Consider the following 15,114-nt stretch of genomic DNA (forward strand, 5'->3'; position numbering starts at 1 on the left):
GATGGTTAAACCACTGGCTTCAGCGCGCCGCTATCAAGCTGCTGCCAGATCTGCTGGAAGCTAGCCCATGCGCTGGCACTCACGAGTTTGGCGTTGTAATGTTCGCTGCCATTGACCACCGACCAGGCTTTGCCAACGGTGGGGTGCCATTCGTCGCCGCCTTTGAAGGTTTTATTCGCCATCGACTCGCCAACCTGTTCCACCATCCAGTCGAGGTTCTGGCGGAAGCTGCAGGCAACATAATCTGGCGCGACATCACGCTGATCGACATAGCAGCCGATAGCTTTGACTTTCGCCGCTGCCGCGCCTTGCATCGCGCCGAGGCCGGTGACGTCTGCGGCATGCCAAATCACATCCGCGCCGTTGCCAATCATGGTGGTGGCAGCTTCACGGCCTTTGGCGGCGTTGTCGTAATCGCCGGTCACCACGCCCATGCCTTTGATGCCCGGACGGGTTTTCTCAGCGGCCTGAATAAAGGCGCGCATCATTGCCTGCTGCGTGGGATTATCGCCGCCGCCCACAAAGCCGACCGCTTTGCCTTTTTCGGAGATCAGCGCCGCCAGCGCACCGGCGGCATAGGCGCCTTGCAGATAGGCGAGGTTGACGTATTCCACGTTGTCCGGTGATTTTTCGCCTGGCTTGAAGGTGGACGCGAAGAAATAGGTGTCAGGATATTCCGGCGCGATTTCGGCAAACGCCGAGCCGTATTCAAAGCTGTGGCCAATGATCAGCGTGTAACCGTCATCGGCGTAGCCACGTATGGTTTGATCCATCTGCGCCTGCGACACGCTTTCGCTGTGCGCCACGCTGAAACCGGCTTTTTGCAGGCTCTGCAATCCGGCATACGCCAGCGAACTCCAGCCGCCATCGGCAACCGAGCCGGGCAATAGCAGGGCGATTTTTATGGTGTTATTCGCCGCCATCGCTTTGCGCGACAACATCGGTGCCAGCGCGGGTAACAACAGTGCGCCAGCCACTAACTTCGCAAACTTTCTGCGGGATACGTCTGCCATCATGTGTTCTCCTGGTGTGGTTTTGATGTATTAATCACCGGAAGAGCATTATCTTAAAAGCATCATTTTTAGTACTTACCGATGCCTAAAAGGCAACGCAGGGGGAATATGCTGCAACATCGTTTGTTTGTGTATATCGATCAGGTGGCGCGCAGCGGTTCAATTCGCAAAGCGGCTGAACGGCTACACATCTCCGCGTCGGCGATTAACCGCCAGCTGATTGCGCTGGAAGAGGAGCTGGGCACGCCGCTGTTTCAGCGTTTGCCGCGTAAAATGATTCTTACCGCCGCCGGTGAAGCGCTGATTCATCATGTGCGGCAGAGCTTTAAAGAGATTGAAATCGCGCAGATGAAAATCGAAGAGCTGAAAGGACTGCGGCGCGGCGAAGTGACGGTGGCGATGATGAGTGGATTAGCGGCGAACCTGATTCCGCGCGTGGCAGCGGAGTTTCGCCGCGCCAATCCGCGGGTGAAATTGCTGCTGCAACAACTCACCACCGGCGAGAACATCACTAACGCGGTGGCAAGTGGCGAGGCCGATTTGGGGATTGGATTTGATTTCGACCTGCAGCCGGTACATCGCAACATTGCCAGCGTGCCGGTGCGATTGGGCGCGGTGGTGGGCGCGGGGCACCCGCTGGCGGAGAAGTCCAGTTTACGTTTGAGTGATTGCTTGCCGTATCCGGTGGTGATTGCCGACAAATCGATGGTGATTCGGCCTTACCTAAATGAAGTGTTCGCGCGTGCCTCGATCAATATGCAGCCAGTTATTGAAACCAATTCGATCGAGGTAATGCGCCAGTCGGCGATGATGGATCAAACTCTCACGTTTCTCACGCCGATTGACATTGAATCTGACCAGCGCAGCGGCCGGTTAATCTATATTCCGGTGCGCGAACTGGCGCAGCACACGCAAACGCTGATGTTGATCGGCCACGATCGTGGTACCAGCGCGATTGGTAGCGTGTTCGCCGAAACCATTAAAGGGATGATGTCGGAATTGCGTTAATCGTAGGGTGCGCATTAATGCGCACTTGGTCACCTTACATGGCGACCCTACGAGACTGCGGTGCGATCGGTCAGGAAATGAATATCGAAATCGTTCACTTCGCGTGCCAGCTTCAGCAGCGCATGCGCAGCACGATCGGTGGCAATCGCACCGCGCTCAGCATCCGCCGCTGCGGCGTTGCCGGTGGCACCAGACAGATGCAGATCCTGCGCCATCCAGCCAAAACCAATGCCGCCTTCCGGCGTTAAAATACCGCCGGTCGCTTCAAGCGCCACCGAAGTGGAAACGAAATTAGCGGCGTGCAGCATCTGCACCAGTTCAGGGTGCAAATGCAGCATCATGCTGGTTTCTGATTCACCGCCGTGAATGCCGTGATTAAGTTCATGCGCGCTGTAGAGATCCGATGCATCAATGGTACGGAACCAGCTGGCGCTGACGGCAAACATGCCCAGTTCGATGCGCAGCTGGCGACAGACGATCTCCATCAGCTGCGGCTGTCCGCCGTGCGAGTTCCAGAAAATCAGCTTGCGAATTCCGGCGCGCCAGGCGCTTTTCGCGACTTCGAACCACACTTTGCCTAACACGTCATACGGCAGCGAAAGGGTGCCGGGATAGGCAAGATGTTCATCCGATTTACCCATCGGCAGCGCGGGCAGCACCAGCAAAGGAAGATCGTCGAGCAATAATTCCACCGCGCGTTGAATAATGCCGGCGTTGATCGCCGCATCCACACGCACCGGCAGATGCGGGCCATGTTGTTCAACTGCGCCAATCGGCAGCACGGCGACGATATTCGCCATATCAAGTTCACTGAATTCCCGGGTTGAGAGATCCCACCACCAGGGCGAAGACGGTTTGAGCATGTTGACCTCCATTTTTAACCCCAACATAGCGGGTTAATAGTGCAATGGAAGCAACAAAATTCGCACTTAGCGTTGCTTTAAAGGCAATGGTCATAAGCAGGTCGCCATGAATGATCGGCGACCCAACAAGAGCGGCGTTACTTCTGATTTTTACTGGTGAATTCCTGATAATTTTCTTTGGTCACCGTCTGGTATGGCACCCAGTTGTAGGCTTCGGTCTTTTTACCGCTCAGCATGTCGTAAGCCACATCGACTGCACCGGTCGCCTGGCCTTTCGCATCCTGGAAGATCGTCACCGCCATTTTGCCGTTCTTAATAAACTGCAAACCATCCGGCGTGCCGTCGATGCCGGCGACTAACACATTGTTTTTCTTCAACTGATCGAGCGCCATAATCGCCCCGATCGCCATTTCATCGTTGTTCGCGATGATGGCGTTGATATCATTCCCATCCTGCAACCATGACAGGGTTTTATCGACCGCTTCGTTGCGCTGCCAGTTGGCGCTCTGTTTCTGAATCACTTTCAGGCCGGGATGATCCTTCACATAATCTTCAACCGCTTTGGTGCGCTGACGTGCTTCTTCGGTGGAGAGGGCGCCCATCAGAATGGCGATATTTCCTTTGTTATCCAGACGTTTGGCTAAAGCTTCGATCTCCATTTTGCCGCTTAACGCTGAGTCGGAACCGACATAGGCCATTTTACCGGTCAGTTTCACTTCGGGTTTACGGTTCACGAAGATCAGCGGGATATTGGCTTTTTGCGCGGCGGCGATAACCGGCATTACGCCTTGCGTATCCACCGGGTTGATGATGATCGCGTCTGCGCCCTGATTGATGAAATCATCCACCTGCTGGATTTGCAGAGATACATCGCCTTTGGCATCGGCAAACTGGCTGTTAAGCCCTTTGTCTTTAAGCTGCTTTTCCATCTGGCTTCGTAAGATGGAAACAAAATTGAGATCGAGATTAGCCAGAGCGACGCCAACCATGTAGGTTTTCGCCTGGGTAGTGAACACACTGAGCAAACCGCAGATAAGCATTAGTACTTTGAATAATTTCATTTTTTTATCTCTGTAGGGGAGGTTTCAATTATTTTGCATCCGGGTGCAAAATCAACGGGATGAGTCCCGCTGATTGACATCATGTTCAGACGGACAACGCGATGTGCTGCATTCACTCTCTGGCACGGTTGAAAAATAGTCAACGCAGCAAAAAGCGATTTCATCACCACGATCACAAAATCATCACGATTTGCACCCGAGTGCATTACAAAAATGCAACCGGGTGCAAAGTTTGCAAAAATCGCCTCTTGCTTACATGAGGAATCGCTCTATGCTCGCTTTTTGCCAGCTAATTTGCGGAAGGGAGCCGATGACGAGAACAGTAAAAAAAGCCACGGCCAGCGATGTGGCGCTTCTTGCCGGCGTATCGAAATGGACGGTATCGCGCGCGTTTATGCCCGGCGCTTCAATCTCTGAGAAGGCGCGCGAGAAGGTGATGCGCATCGCTAAAGAGCTGGGATATCGGCCCAATTTGCTGGCGCGTAGTCTGGTAAAGAAGAAAACGCATATTATTGGCGTGGTGATCGACGAGCTGAAAAATCCGCATACGCTGATGATTCTCAATGAAGCTACGCAGCAGCTACAACGTCGCGGCTATATGGCGTTGATCCTCAACATCACCGACGGCGAGCCGTATCGATCGGTAATGACGCAGGCGGATCAATTGCAGATCGACGGCATTTTGTTTCTCGGTACGGTGTTATCGGCGCAGCTGATTACGTTGGTGGAGGATATGTACAACATTCCGCTGGTGCAGCTGTATCGCAATACGCATGCGCAGGGCATCGATGTGGTGGCGATTGATGGTTATGCCGCCGGCAAGCAAATCGCCGAGCTGTTGCTGGCGCAGGGCGCGCAACGGTTTGGTTTTATGCAAGGTCCGGATACACCAACGTCACATCTGCTGCGCAAAGAGGGATTTGAAGCGACGCTGCAACAAGCGGGCTGTCAAATTGATGTGCTGCTTAAAGCCGGCAGCTACGATCGTGCACGCAGCTGGCAAGCGATGAGCGATTATCTGCATCAACCGGATGCGCCCGCAATTGATGCGCTGTTCTGTGAAAACGATGTGCTGGCGCTCGGCGCGATGGAAGCGATGCGCGCCGCCCCGACCAGGCCAAGGATTGCGGTGGTGGGATTCGATGATATTGAAGAAGCCAGCGCGCCAGGCTGCCAACTCACCACCTTTAGCCAACGTATTGATCTGCTGATCGCCGAAGCGTTAAATCGATTGATTGATGGTCGCGAGAGTGCGGATGAGCATTGGCGGCGGGGTGAAATGCGAGTACGGCGTTCGCATTTGAGGTCGCCATAAATGACGTAATGCTCCTCAGTTAAGACATGAAAACCCGTAATTACCGAGAGCACACATTGTAGCGGCGCAATTCATTGCGCGATAAATCGCGCCGCTACGGAAGGTGCGGTAATTTGATTCGGCGCTTGACTGATCACCATTACGCCATAAATGACGACCCACGACGTAAAATCACTGTTCTATGCTGGTCAGCAACGCATTTTGAATAATTCTTTGCGCTTTCAGCGGGTTTTGCTCACGCTGCGCTTCCTGCAACGCGGCGATATCCAGCTTATCCAGCGCGCGATAGATATGTTTGAGGAAGCGAATCGACAGATTGGCGGCTTCAACATGATCTTCACGGAACGGGAATTGATCAAGCTGCCACACGCCGTCCCAGTTATTGATCTTCAGAACATAGAAGAACTCAAAAATCTCGGTCATGTGCACGGTACCGACCACCAAATCGTCATCCCAGCCGCGCAGGTTGTCGTTGACGTCCATACCAAACAGACGACCACGATCGATAATCAGCTGGGCGGAATCCGCTGGGGATTCACCGGCAAACAGTGCATGACCAAAATCGAGCAGCACGCCAACGTTATCCAGTCCAATATCCTCAATGCCAAGCAGCGTACGCGCAGCTGAATCCCAGGTCATTTTCACGCGTGGTTCGCGCGGTTTGTACTCGATAGCAAATTTGACGTCTGGATTGGCGCTCGCCAGTTCGCGCATACCCTCTACGGCCATCTTCCACAGGTTTTTATGATCGACCTGGAACGGATAATCCCAGCCATCCTGACCCGGCCAGACTTTCACGTAGTTAGCCCCCAGCTCACGCACTACGGTGGCGGCTTCGTGCATCAAATCAAACGCCTGTTGGCGAATGGCGGCGTCGGGATTGGTGAAAGCACCGCGTGAAAAGCGGCGCAGATAGATTTCTGGCGTCACGCCAATGGCTTTCAATCCGGCATCGGCGAGCGCTTGTTTAACCTGCGCTACGGTTACGCCTTCGGTGAAGGGATAGGGCACATCAACATAGGATAGGTCCTCGACGCTGCCAGCGAGTTTAATCTGATCGAGGGTGCTAAGCGCTGGCCCGTAACCATCTACGGCGTAGCGATCGATATAGTTGGCGAAGTGCCACAATCCGGCACCAAATTTCGGATACGTGTAGGAACTCATTAGACCTTCTCCTCAGATGATTGCGTCATTGAATATATATTCATATATGGTTATATATTCCATTCTGCGCCTCGGCGTGCGCAGTTAACCAGCAATCATTGACGGAAATGCAACCGTAATCACACAATATTCGATGCCATGCCCCTTTGTTCAAACCGGTTTGCTGTGATATCCCATCCGGCTTAACCGGCTGAATAACTCTTTATTGTTGGCGCAGTTGAGCTTGCGAATAATACTCTGCCGATGATGGCTGATGGTTTTGCAACTGAGATGCAGTTTGTATCCAATATCGGTGAGATTGCTGGTTTGCCCCAGCATGCGCAATAAGCCGAACTCCCGCGCTGAAAGGGTTTGCTTGGTGCGGCGAACATCCGCCTCAAATTCTGTAGCCAACGGTAAACCTAATACAGCATCAGAAAGCGCTTTCAGACTGCACTTTTTAGAGAGAAAAGTAACACCTGGAAGCAAACTGACCACATAGCTTATGACCGCTTTCTCATGCAAATCGGTTAGCACGATAATCCGCGTGTCTGGCGAAGTTCGTTGGACTTTTAGCAATAATTCGGTAAAGAATTGCACATCGCGGCCATAAGCGGTTAATTCACTGATGAGCAAATCCGTTCCTGCGATCTTACTCAGCGCTGAGTCAATATCGTCACTATCTATATTTTTTACATGAATAAATTTCCCGGCAAAATAACGCGAAATCCCTTCAGTAATCCATTTGTTATTGTCTATCAGTGTTAATGACAACATAGTTATCCCCATCTTTATTATGCTGGCATTAAAGCGCGATCCCGGTGCTATGAATATCGGACTGGGGAAGGGAGGTTTGTACGAAATTTCCCAAATTCGCGATTACAGATTTAAAGGCATGTCAGTGTTGTTGAGATATAACCGCTGGGTGAACGTATGGCCGCGCTGGGCGTTAGCCTTGCATCGGGCTTGCCACTGAAAAAAATGTGAACCAAAAATAAGAACATGCAGCGATGCACAGCCAGGAACGGCAGCGGGTGGTGTATCAGCCTGGCGCGTTTCATTTGCTGTTGGGTAAAATAGCCGACATAGTTAACTGGCGCAGCAGCTGGATATTTCTGAAGCGTCACCGTATGCGATGACGCTGGTGTAGGCTCTTCATAAAGTGGAGGAATGATGGAATTAGAAACAACCCGACTGCGGCTGGAACCCTTTGAGCTGTCGCATTTTGACGGACTGCGAGCGATGGAAAGCGATCCGGAAATTATGCGTTACATCAGCAATGGCGTAGTTAAAACGCCAGAAGAGACCCTGACGAGTATTGAACGCGTTCAATCGCGCTGGCAACAATATGGTTTTTCCTGGTGGGCGATGCGGGAAAAAGAGTCTGGCGAAATCGTCGGTGCTTGCTGTCTGCAGCATTTAGCCAATCAGGATGGTGCGCCATTGGAAATTGGCTGGCGTCTCAATGCCAATTATCAAGGCAAAGGTTTTGCCACCGAAGCCGCGCAGGCGATAGTTAAGTTTGCGGTAGAACAGGTTGGCGTTAAATATTTGGTTGCGGTGGCCGATCCTGAGAATGCCGCTTCGCAGAAGGTGATGCAGCGGCTTGGCATGACCTACAAAGCGATTGAGCAACACTACGATGTGCCTTGCGTGGTGTATGAGCTTCATCTTTAGGCATTCGTGAACAAGTGCCATCAACATTTTATGTCATATTCCAATTCTGCTTATTTTACAGGATTGGAATATGAAAGAGCACGATATTGGTTTTAGCCACATAGCGCTGCAAGTGAGAGATATAGAACGCAGCATCGATTTCTATCAACGTTACGCAGGGATGCAGGTGATCCATGAGCGGGCACCAGGCATTGCAGAAGCGCAAAAAGTCGCATGGCTTTCTGATTTAACGCGTCCATTTGCGTTGGTGTTGGTGCAATCTCAAACCACAGTGGATACGCCTCTGGGTCCGTTTGGTCATATAGGCGTTGCGTGTGACAGTAAAGAAGAGATTGATGCCAGGGTTGCTCAGGCTGAATGCGAAGGTGTGTTACGCCGCCCAGCGCAACAATCAGCCGCTCCCGTCGGTTATTGGGCATTCTTCGCCGATCCCGACGGCAACACGCTTGAACTTTCATACGGCCAACAGATTGGCCTTGAGATTATTACCAGCCGCCTTAACGCGGGTGTTTAACCTAAAACGTCACTTGAAAGGGTGACGGTTGATATCGGGTTTAGACGTGGTATGAGTGCGCGATGAGATGCTTGATTTAACATAATCATGATTATACGCACTTAGATTGATGAGGCATTTGAGCAGATATCAGGGATATTTGAGGGATAAACAACGTCGTCAGTATTTCGGAGTTCATTAAGATCCCACCAATGATAACTATTGATGACTGATTTTTCATTTTCAGTCCATCCGCTGGTACTGATATCTTCATCGCCTATTTTAATAAAATAAAATCGCTCATGTGCCAGAACCACCTCACCGCTGGGCAGAGTCATTTCAAAGGTTCTCTCCGTTAACGCCTGTCCTACATCATTAACATAAATGCCTGTTTCTTCTCTAAGTTCCCGAATGGCTGCCTGCTCAAAAGTCTCTTCTGATTCCACGCCTCCACCGGGAGTTGCCCAGTATACTTTACCTGCCAGCGCATCCTTCTCATGCCTGAACTTGAATAATAAGACCTGATTAAGGAAGTTCATAATAAGCAAACGTGCAGAATCACGGGTACGCAATGGATAATTCCTTTTTCATTTTCAATGCAGGTCAGCATAACTGATTTTGAGGATAAAAATAAAATAGAGCCAAAGTTAAATCATATGTTATTACAGAATATTGGACATCTCAGGTTTGCAAGTTTCAACACCCGAAGGTGAGAGCGTAGTTTTCAACGTACATAGTCCTGCCATGATCATGGCTGACAACGCTGCTTCGCTCTTGGCTTTTGCTCTTGGAGGGGCTGGTGTTGCCCTCTTACCTGCCTGGCTTGTGCAGGAAGAGTTGCGCCTGGGGAATTTGATCCAACTACTGCCAGATCATCATTTTCCCCGTCAAGGAATTTATGCGCTTTACCCCAACACGCGCCATGTACCTGAAAAAGTACGAGCGTTCATCGATTTTTTACAGAGCAGAGTTGGAAGCCCCCAATAAAACTGATGTGAGGGAGCATCAAACGACTCAATGACCATGCACCGTTAATCCCACCAACCGAACCACAATCGGGCGCACTACCAGTATGCAAACAAAAGCCGCGGGCATCGCAACTTGATATGCATTCATCACATTTTCCATATAATGCGGCCCGATGCCAAATTCGGCGAAGGTAATGACCAGGCTCATCAGAAACGCCATTATAGTCGCCATATAAAACGCGAAGATGTAAGGTGAAACGTGCTTTGGTAGGCGTAGACGAGCACTACTTTTCTCGGTTGCTATTGTCATAGCGTGATCCTTTTCAGTAAGTTTAAGCAAAACAGCCGCTAACCTATCAAGTGAATCAGGATGCGAGTAGAACGCTTCTGCTTTAATCATTATTAAGTAAAAGTAACGAATCACGCATTGAGGGATCTATGGATTTACTGGGGTTGATCAACACTTTTATTCGCGTAGTTGAGAACGGCAGCATTGCCGCCGCCGCGCGGGCGAAAGGAATGAGTCCAGCGGCGGTAAGCCAAAGTGTTGCGCGTCTGGAGACGCATTTGGGTGTGCGGCTGCTTTCCCGCACTACCCGCAGCATGACGTTAACCGAAAGCGGTAAACGCTATTTCGAAAAAGTCCGACACATTCCCCATGATATTGACCTTGCCTCGCAGGCCGCAGCGATTGAAACCAAACCGCAGGGTTCGCTTTGCATCGCCACCACGGCGGCATTTGGCAGACACATTCTCGCCCTACTGATGCCTGCCTTTAAACAAACTTACCCCGATATTGATATCGAACTGATCAGTACCGATCGCAATGTTGACCACCGCCTGGAAGGCGTTGACGTCAGTATTCGTATTGAGGCGCAACTGAACGATCAATTGATCGCCCGCAAAATTGCCTCATTACCCTTTATCTTCTGCGCGGCACCCGCTTATCTGGCGCGTGCGGGCATCCCTAAAACGCCTGAAGATCTGAGCCAGCACGCCTGTTTGGTTTTCCGCTATCCAACCGACGGACGCTTTCTTCCGTGGACGTTTATGGTCAATGGCCAGCCGGTGAATGCAAAGCTCAACCCAGAATTCATCAGCGATGATATTGATATCATCGCGAAAATTGCCGAAAACGGCGGTGGAATTGCCCGGCTGGCGAGTTTTATTGCTCAGCCGTTGCTCGAGAGTGGTCAACTAATACCTTTATTCCACTCAGATCAAGGTGAGAAAAGCGACGTAGTGGCTTCACCGATGAATATTTATGCCTGCGTCAACGAGCGTTCGGCGCTGAATGCAAAGGTAAGAGCGTTTATTGCCTTTCTGGAACAACAACTCGCCGAAAGCGTTGATTAACTCTATAATATTGGGTGTTAAAGTCATTTTTGGACGATAAGACACAATATGCTGGATTTAACACTCAGCAAAACCAAAGAAATCGTCAAGCTGTTGAGCGGATGAAGCAGGCGGATGTCGCGGCCAGAGCGGGATTAGCGCTCGGGCAACAGGAAACTGAACTCACGCCAGCGCAGGTAGGCGATATCATCGATAATTACAGTTCGGTTGCATCTGGCTTTGCCCGCAAAGCGGCCGATTTGTTCCCAGAGCAAATCACTGCGGAAACGCTACGCTTTCTCCAGGCGCGCATTGACGAAAACATCAAAAACCTGGCGAAATAGTTAGCCGCTGCGGCCCCAAAAAAGCGCCGTTTTCTCGGGCCATTCAGCGCCCTAACCTGCTTTTATTACTCCCGCTCATAAACCCATTTAGTGATTACGGATAATGCTTTCGCAGATGCCGACTATGCTTACCCTTCTAAAACCATACAAAAATAAGTTGTACCCCAACATTTAACCCTTTTACTGGAGGTTTGGCATGAGCAGCCAACACTTAACAACACCTGTGCCGTCAATGGCGCCGATCAGCTTCAAAGTCAACGGTATACAGCAGCAATTAAACGTTGATACCCGCACTACGCTGCTGGACGCATTGCGTGAGCACCTGCATTTGACCGGCACCAAAAAAGGCTGCGATCACGGCCAATGTGGTGCCTGTACGGTGATGGTCAACGGACGTCGCATCAACGCGTGCCTGACCTTAGCGGTAATGCAGCAGGATGCAGAAATCACTACCATTGAAGGTTTGGGAAATCCGGATGAGCTGCATCCCTTGCAGGCGGCGTTCATCAAACATGATGGTTACCAGTGCGGCTACTGCACGCCTGGGCAAATATGTTCATCGATGGCGGTGCTGGAAGAGATCAAAGCGGGCATTCCCAGCCACGTCACCCACGATCTGGTTTCCGCGCCCAACGTGACTGCGGATGAAATTCGTGAGCGCATGAGTGGCAATATCTGCCGCTGCGGTGCCTATTCCAACATTCTTGCGGCGATTGAAGAGTACGCGGAGGGTCTGGAATCATGAAAGCCTTCACTTACCAGCGGGTCAAAACCCCGGCTGAAGCCGCTACCAGCGCCCAGCAACATACCAATGCCAAATTCATCGCCGGCGGCACCAATCTGCTCGATCTGATGAAGCTGGAGATTGAGACGCCCGCGCATCTTATTGATGTGAATGGGCTTGAGCTGGACAAAATCGAGGCCACAGCCGATGGCGGATTACGCATCGGCGCATTGGTGCGTAACACCGATCTGGCGGCCGATGCGCGTATTCGCCGTGATTATGGCGTGCTGTCGCGCGCGTTAGTGGCTGGCGCTTCCGGCCAGTTACGTAATCAGGCGACAACCGCAGGTAATCTGCTGCAGCGCACGCGTTGCCCCTACTTCTATGACACCAACCAACCGTGCAACAAACGTTTACCCGGCAGCGGCTGCGCGGCGCTGGATGGCTTCAGTCGCCAGCATGCGGTGGTCGGAACCAGCCAGGCCTGTATCGCCACCCATCCGAGCGATATGGCGGTGGCGATGCGTTTGCTGGATGCGGTAGTGGAAACGGTCAGCCCGGATGGGCGAGAGCGCAAAATCCCGATTGCTGAATTCTATCGTGCGCCTGGCAATACGCCGCATCTGGAAACCGTGCTCACTCCTGGCGAGCTGATTGTGGCCGTTACACTGCCGGCTCCGCTGGGCGGCACGCACATTTACCGCAAGGTGCGCGACCGCGCGTCTTACGCTTTTGCGCTGGTCTCTGTTGCCGCCATCATTCAGCCGGATAAATCCGGTCGCGTGGCGCTCGGTGGCGTGGCACATCAGCCGTGGCGGTTGGCAGAGGCGGACAATGCGCTGATTCAGGGCGCGCAGGCAGTGAGCGATCGGCTGTTCGCCACGGCGCAACCTACCGCTGAAAACGAGTTTAAGATCATTCTGGCGCAGCGAACGCTCGCTTCCGTATTGGCAGAAGCGAGGGGATAACTGATGAAATTCGAAAAATCCGCAGGCAATAACCCAATTGATCAGCTCAAGGTAGTTGGTCAGCCACTCAATCGTATCGACGGACCGCTGAAAACCTCCGGCCTGGCGCATTACGCCTACGAATGGCATCACGAAGCGCCCAATGCGGCGTACGGCTATGTGGTCGGCGCGCCGATCGCCAAAGGAAAAATCACCGCCATTGATGTGCAGGCAGCGCAAAATGCGTCGGGCGTGTTAGCGGTGGTGACGGCTAACAACGCGGGAAAACTGGGCAAAGGCGATAAAAATACCGCTCGCCTGTTGGCCAGCGATACCATCGAACACTATCACCAGGCCGTCGCACTGGTCGTGGCGGAGACGTTTGAGCAGGCGCGTGCGGCGGCGAGTTTAGTGAAGGTGGATTGTCAGCGTGAGCGCGGCGCTTATGATCTCGCGCAGCAAAAGCCGGGCGTTACCTCCGCGCCCGAAGATACGCCAGATAAATCCGTCGGTGATTTCGCCGGTGCGTTTACTGCAGCTGACGTCAAGCTGGATGCGCACTACACCACGCCGGACCAAAGCCACACCGCGATGGAACCGCACGCCTCGATGGCGACGTGGCAAGGCGATAAACTCACCGTCTGGACCTCGAATCAGATGATTGACTGGTGCCGCACCGATCTGGCCGCCACGCTCAACATGCCGATGGAGAAGATCCGCATCGTGTCGCCTTATATTGGCGGCGGCTTTGGCGGCAAGCTGTTCCTGCGCAGCGATGCAGTGTTAGCTGCGCTGGGTGCGCGCGCGGTTAAGCGTCCGGTCAAAGTGATGCTGCCTCGGCCATTAATCGCCAATAACACCACACATCGACCGGCCACCATTCAGCACATCCGCATCGGCACCGATAAAGCCGGCAAGATTCAGGCCATCGCGCATGAAAGCTGGTCGGGGAACCTGCCGGGAGGCACACCTGAAACCGCCGTGCAGCAAACGGAACTGCTTTACGCCGGTGCTAACCGCTTTACCGGATTACGACTGGCGACGCTGGATCTGCCCGAAGGTAACGCCATGCGCGCACCGGGTGAAGCGCCTGGACTCATGGCGCTTGAAATTGCCATTGATGAAATAGCGGAAAAAGTGGGCATTGATCCGATCGCCTTCCGCATCCTCAATGACACGCAGGTCGATCCGGCCAAACCCGAGCGCCCTTTCTCACGCCGCCAGCTGGTTGAGTGCCTGAATACCGGCGCCGAGCGCTTTGGCTGGTCACGACGCAACGCCAAACCGGCAATGGTCAAAGAGGGACGCTGGCTGGTCGGCATGGGTGTTGCGGCCGGTTTTCGTAACAACATGGTGGCGCCTTCCGGTGCGCGTGTGCATCTGGACAATAACGGCATCATCACCGTTGAAACCGACATGACCGACATCGGCACCGGCAGCTACACCATCCTCGCGCAAACGGCGGCGGAGATGATGGGCGTACCGATTGAGCGTGTGGCGGTTCGTTTAGGCGATTCAGACTTCCCGGTTTCTGCCGGTTCCGGCGGACAATGGGGCGCGAACACCTCAACATCCGGCGTTTACGCCGCCTGCGTGAAATTACGTGAAGCGGTCGCCAGCAAACTGGGCTTTGATGCGCAACGCGCTACTTTCAGCGACGGTCAGGTGCATGACGGAAACCAGAGCGCACCGCTCGCCCAGGCCGCCGCTGAAGCCACCATCACTGTGGAAGACACCATCGAGTTTGGCGACCTTGACGAGCAATATCAGCAATCCACTTTCGCCGGACACTTCATTGAAGTCGGCGTGGACGTCGCTACCGGTGAAGTGCGCGTGCGGCGCATGCTGGCGGTTTGTGCCGCCGGACGCATTCTCAATCCCAAAACGGCGCGCAGTCAGGTGATTGGTGCCATGACGATGGGACTTGGCGGCGCGTTGATGGAGGAGCTGTTCGTCGATGAACGCCTCGGTTATTTCGTCAACCACGATATGGCGGGCTACGAAGTGCCGGTTCACGCCGATATCCCGCAGCAGGAGGTGATCTTCCTTGATGACACCGATCCCATCTCCTCACCGATGAAAGCAAAGGGCGTGGGTGAACTGGGCTTGTGCGGCGTCAGCGCGGCAATCGTTAATGCCATTTACAACGCCACCGGCGTACGCGTGCGCGACTATCCGGTGACGCTGGATAAGTTACTTAAAGGCTTGCCTGCCCTTGTCTAA

16 protein-coding genes and 1 pseudogene are annotated in these 15,114 nt (G+C 52.9%); 10 read left to right on the plus strand and 7 right to left on the minus strand.

The genetic code is table 11. The features are described from left to right. Positions 1-5 precede the first annotated feature (5 nt). Positions 6-1,016, minus strand: coding sequence for a BMP family protein (locus PZBJ_RS05030; RefSeq protein WP_101761484.1), 1,011 nt, complete (start codon positions 1,014-1,016; stop codon positions 6-8). A gap of 105 nt (positions 1,017-1,121) precedes the next feature. Between PZBJ_RS05030 and PZBJ_RS05035 the strand changes: the two genes are divergently transcribed. Continuing rightward, positions 1,122-2,021, plus strand: coding sequence for a LysR family transcriptional regulator (locus PZBJ_RS05035; protein ID WP_101761485.1), 900 nt, complete (start codon positions 1,122-1,124; stop codon positions 2,019-2,021). Between the two features lie 47 nt (positions 2,022-2,068). Here the strand turns inward: PZBJ_RS05035 and PZBJ_RS05040 are convergent, their stop codons facing one another. Continuing rightward, positions 2,069-2,884: a creatininase family protein gene (locus PZBJ_RS05040; protein ID WP_101761486.1), complete on the minus strand. Its 816-nt coding sequence runs from the start codon at positions 2,882-2,884 to the stop codon at positions 2,069-2,071. Positions 2,885-3,021: 137 nt separating this feature from the next. After that, positions 3,022-3,945 (minus strand): substrate-binding domain-containing protein, encoded by a 924-nt coding sequence (locus PZBJ_RS05045; protein WP_101761487.1) that lies wholly within the window; start codon positions 3,943-3,945, stop codon positions 3,022-3,024. A 310-nt stretch (positions 3,946-4,255) separates the two neighbouring features. Between PZBJ_RS05045 and PZBJ_RS05050 the strand changes: the two genes are divergently transcribed. Next, the gene (locus PZBJ_RS05050; protein ID WP_101761488.1) at positions 4,256-5,260 is read left to right on the plus strand and encodes a LacI family DNA-binding transcriptional regulator; all 1,005 of its coding nucleotides are present in this window, start codon (positions 4,256-4,258) and stop codon (positions 5,258-5,260) included. A gap of 171 nt (positions 5,261-5,431) precedes the next feature. On the opposite strand, the gene PZBJ_RS05055 is transcribed toward PZBJ_RS05050, so the two are convergent. Both PZBJ_RS05055 and PZBJ_RS05060 read right to left on the minus strand, forming a co-directional pair. Continuing rightward, entirely contained in the window at positions 5,432-6,424 is a 993-nt protein-coding gene (locus PZBJ_RS05055; protein WP_101761489.1) for a sugar phosphate isomerase/epimerase family protein, read from the minus strand. 150 nt (positions 6,425-6,574) lie between these two features. Then, positions 6,575-7,180, minus strand: coding sequence for a helix-turn-helix transcriptional regulator (locus PZBJ_RS05060; RefSeq protein WP_158238596.1), 606 nt, complete (start codon positions 7,178-7,180; stop codon positions 6,575-6,577). A gap of 396 nt (positions 7,181-7,576) precedes the next feature. On the opposite strand from PZBJ_RS05060, the gene PZBJ_RS05070 reads away from it, so the two are divergent. After that, positions 7,577-8,080 (plus strand): GNAT family N-acetyltransferase, encoded by a 504-nt coding sequence (locus PZBJ_RS05070; RefSeq protein ID WP_101761491.1) that lies wholly within the window; start codon positions 7,577-7,579, stop codon positions 8,078-8,080. A 70-nt stretch (positions 8,081-8,150) separates the two neighbouring features. Next, positions 8,151-8,594 (plus strand): VOC family protein, encoded by a 444-nt coding sequence (locus tag PZBJ_RS05075; protein ID WP_101761492.1) that lies wholly within the window; start codon positions 8,151-8,153, stop codon positions 8,592-8,594. 101 nt (positions 8,595-8,695) lie between these two features. Here the strand turns inward: PZBJ_RS05075 and PZBJ_RS05080 are convergent, their stop codons facing one another. Next, positions 8,696-9,145, minus strand: a complete 450-nt coding sequence (locus PZBJ_RS05080) for an NUDIX hydrolase (protein ID WP_101761493.1) — start codon at positions 9,143-9,145, stop codon at positions 8,696-8,698. 82 nt (positions 9,146-9,227) lie between these two features. Between PZBJ_RS05080 and PZBJ_RS05085 the strand changes: the two are divergent. After that, a pseudogene (locus PZBJ_RS05085) lies at positions 9,228-9,560 on the plus strand (LysR substrate-binding domain-containing protein); the annotation flags it as partial. A 27-nt stretch (positions 9,561-9,587) separates the two neighbouring features. Here the strand turns inward: PZBJ_RS05085 and PZBJ_RS05090 are convergent. Continuing rightward, positions 9,588-9,851 (minus strand): DUF2798 domain-containing protein, encoded by a 264-nt coding sequence (locus tag PZBJ_RS05090; RefSeq protein ID WP_101761495.1) that lies wholly within the window; start codon positions 9,849-9,851, stop codon positions 9,588-9,590. 128 nt (positions 9,852-9,979) lie between these two features. Here PZBJ_RS05090 and PZBJ_RS05095 point away from each other — a divergent pair, with 128 nt between their 5' ends. From PZBJ_RS05095 to paoC, 5 genes are all read left to right on the plus strand, one after another. Next, positions 9,980-10,897: a LysR family transcriptional regulator gene (locus PZBJ_RS05095; protein ID WP_101761496.1), complete on the plus strand. Its 918-nt coding sequence runs from the start codon at positions 9,980-9,982 to the stop codon at positions 10,895-10,897. A gap of 101 nt (positions 10,898-10,998) precedes the next feature. Further along, entirely contained in the window at positions 10,999-11,220 is a 222-nt protein-coding gene (locus PZBJ_RS05100; RefSeq protein WP_206098196.1) for a hypothetical protein, read from the plus strand. Between the two features lie 196 nt (positions 11,221-11,416). Beyond that, positions 11,417-11,965, plus strand: coding sequence for an aldehyde dehydrogenase iron-sulfur subunit PaoA (paoA, locus tag PZBJ_RS05105; RefSeq protein ID WP_101761497.1), 549 nt, complete (start codon positions 11,417-11,419; stop codon positions 11,963-11,965). Then, positions 11,962-12,912 (plus strand): FAD binding domain-containing protein, encoded by a 951-nt coding sequence (locus tag PZBJ_RS05110; RefSeq protein ID WP_101761498.1) that lies wholly within the window; start codon positions 11,962-11,964, stop codon positions 12,910-12,912. Before paoA ends, PZBJ_RS05110 begins: the two co-directional genes overlap by 4 nt. 3 nt (positions 12,913-12,915) lie before the next feature. Further along, the gene (paoC, locus tag PZBJ_RS05115; protein WP_101761499.1) at positions 12,916-15,114 is read left to right on the plus strand and encodes an aldehyde oxidoreductase molybdenum-binding subunit PaoC; all 2,199 of its coding nucleotides are present in this window, start codon (positions 12,916-12,918) and stop codon (positions 15,112-15,114) included.

The sequence above is a fragment of the Pantoea endophytica genome, assembly GCF_002858935.1.
In the GTDB taxonomy this organism is placed as follows: Bacteria; Pseudomonadota; Gammaproteobacteria; order Enterobacterales; family Enterobacteriaceae; genus Pantoea; species Pantoea leporis.

Excerpts from the sequence above, each read along its gene's own strand:
- PZBJ_RS05060 (WP_158238596.1), bottom strand. The coding sequence starts at position 7,180 with ATGTTGTCATTAACACTGATAGACAATAACAAATGGATTACTGAAGGG.
- PZBJ_RS05075 (WP_101761492.1), top strand. The coding sequence starts at position 8,151 with ATGAAAGAGCACGATATTGGTTTTAGCCACATAGCGCTGCAAGTGAGA.
- PZBJ_RS05045 (WP_101761487.1), bottom strand. The coding sequence starts at position 3,945 with ATGAAATTATTCAAAGTACTAATGCTTATCTGCGGTTTGCTCAGTGTG.
- paoC (WP_101761499.1), top strand. The coding sequence starts at position 12,916 with ATGAAATTCGAAAAATCCGCAGGCAATAACCCAATTGATCAGCTCAAG.
- PZBJ_RS05070 (WP_101761491.1), top strand. The coding sequence starts at position 7,577 with ATGGAATTAGAAACAACCCGACTGCGGCTGGAACCCTTTGAGCTGTCG.
- PZBJ_RS05090 (WP_101761495.1), bottom strand. The coding sequence starts at position 9,851 with ATGACAATAGCAACCGAGAAAAGTAGTGCTCGTCTACGCCTACCAAAG.
- PZBJ_RS05050 (WP_101761488.1), top strand. The coding sequence starts at position 4,256 with ATGACGAGAACAGTAAAAAAAGCCACGGCCAGCGATGTGGCGCTTCTT.
- PZBJ_RS05035 (WP_101761485.1), top strand. The coding sequence starts at position 1,122 with ATGCTGCAACATCGTTTGTTTGTGTATATCGATCAGGTGGCGCGCAGC.
- paoA (WP_101761497.1), top strand. The coding sequence starts at position 11,417 with ATGAGCAGCCAACACTTAACAACACCTGTGCCGTCAATGGCGCCGATC.
- PZBJ_RS05110 (WP_101761498.1), top strand. The coding sequence starts at position 11,962 with ATGAAAGCCTTCACTTACCAGCGGGTCAAAACCCCGGCTGAAGCCGCT.
- PZBJ_RS05055 (WP_101761489.1), bottom strand. The coding sequence starts at position 6,424 with ATGAGTTCCTACACGTATCCGAAATTTGGTGCCGGATTGTGGCACTTC.
- PZBJ_RS05030 (WP_101761484.1), bottom strand. The coding sequence starts at position 1,016 with ATGATGGCAGACGTATCCCGCAGAAAGTTTGCGAAGTTAGTGGCTGGC.
- PZBJ_RS05095 (WP_101761496.1), top strand. The coding sequence starts at position 9,980 with ATGGATTTACTGGGGTTGATCAACACTTTTATTCGCGTAGTTGAGAAC.
- PZBJ_RS05100 (WP_206098196.1), top strand. The coding sequence starts at position 10,999 with ATGAAGCAGGCGGATGTCGCGGCCAGAGCGGGATTAGCGCTCGGGCAA.
- PZBJ_RS05040 (WP_101761486.1), bottom strand. The coding sequence starts at position 2,884 with ATGCTCAAACCGTCTTCGCCCTGGTGGTGGGATCTCTCAACCCGGGAA.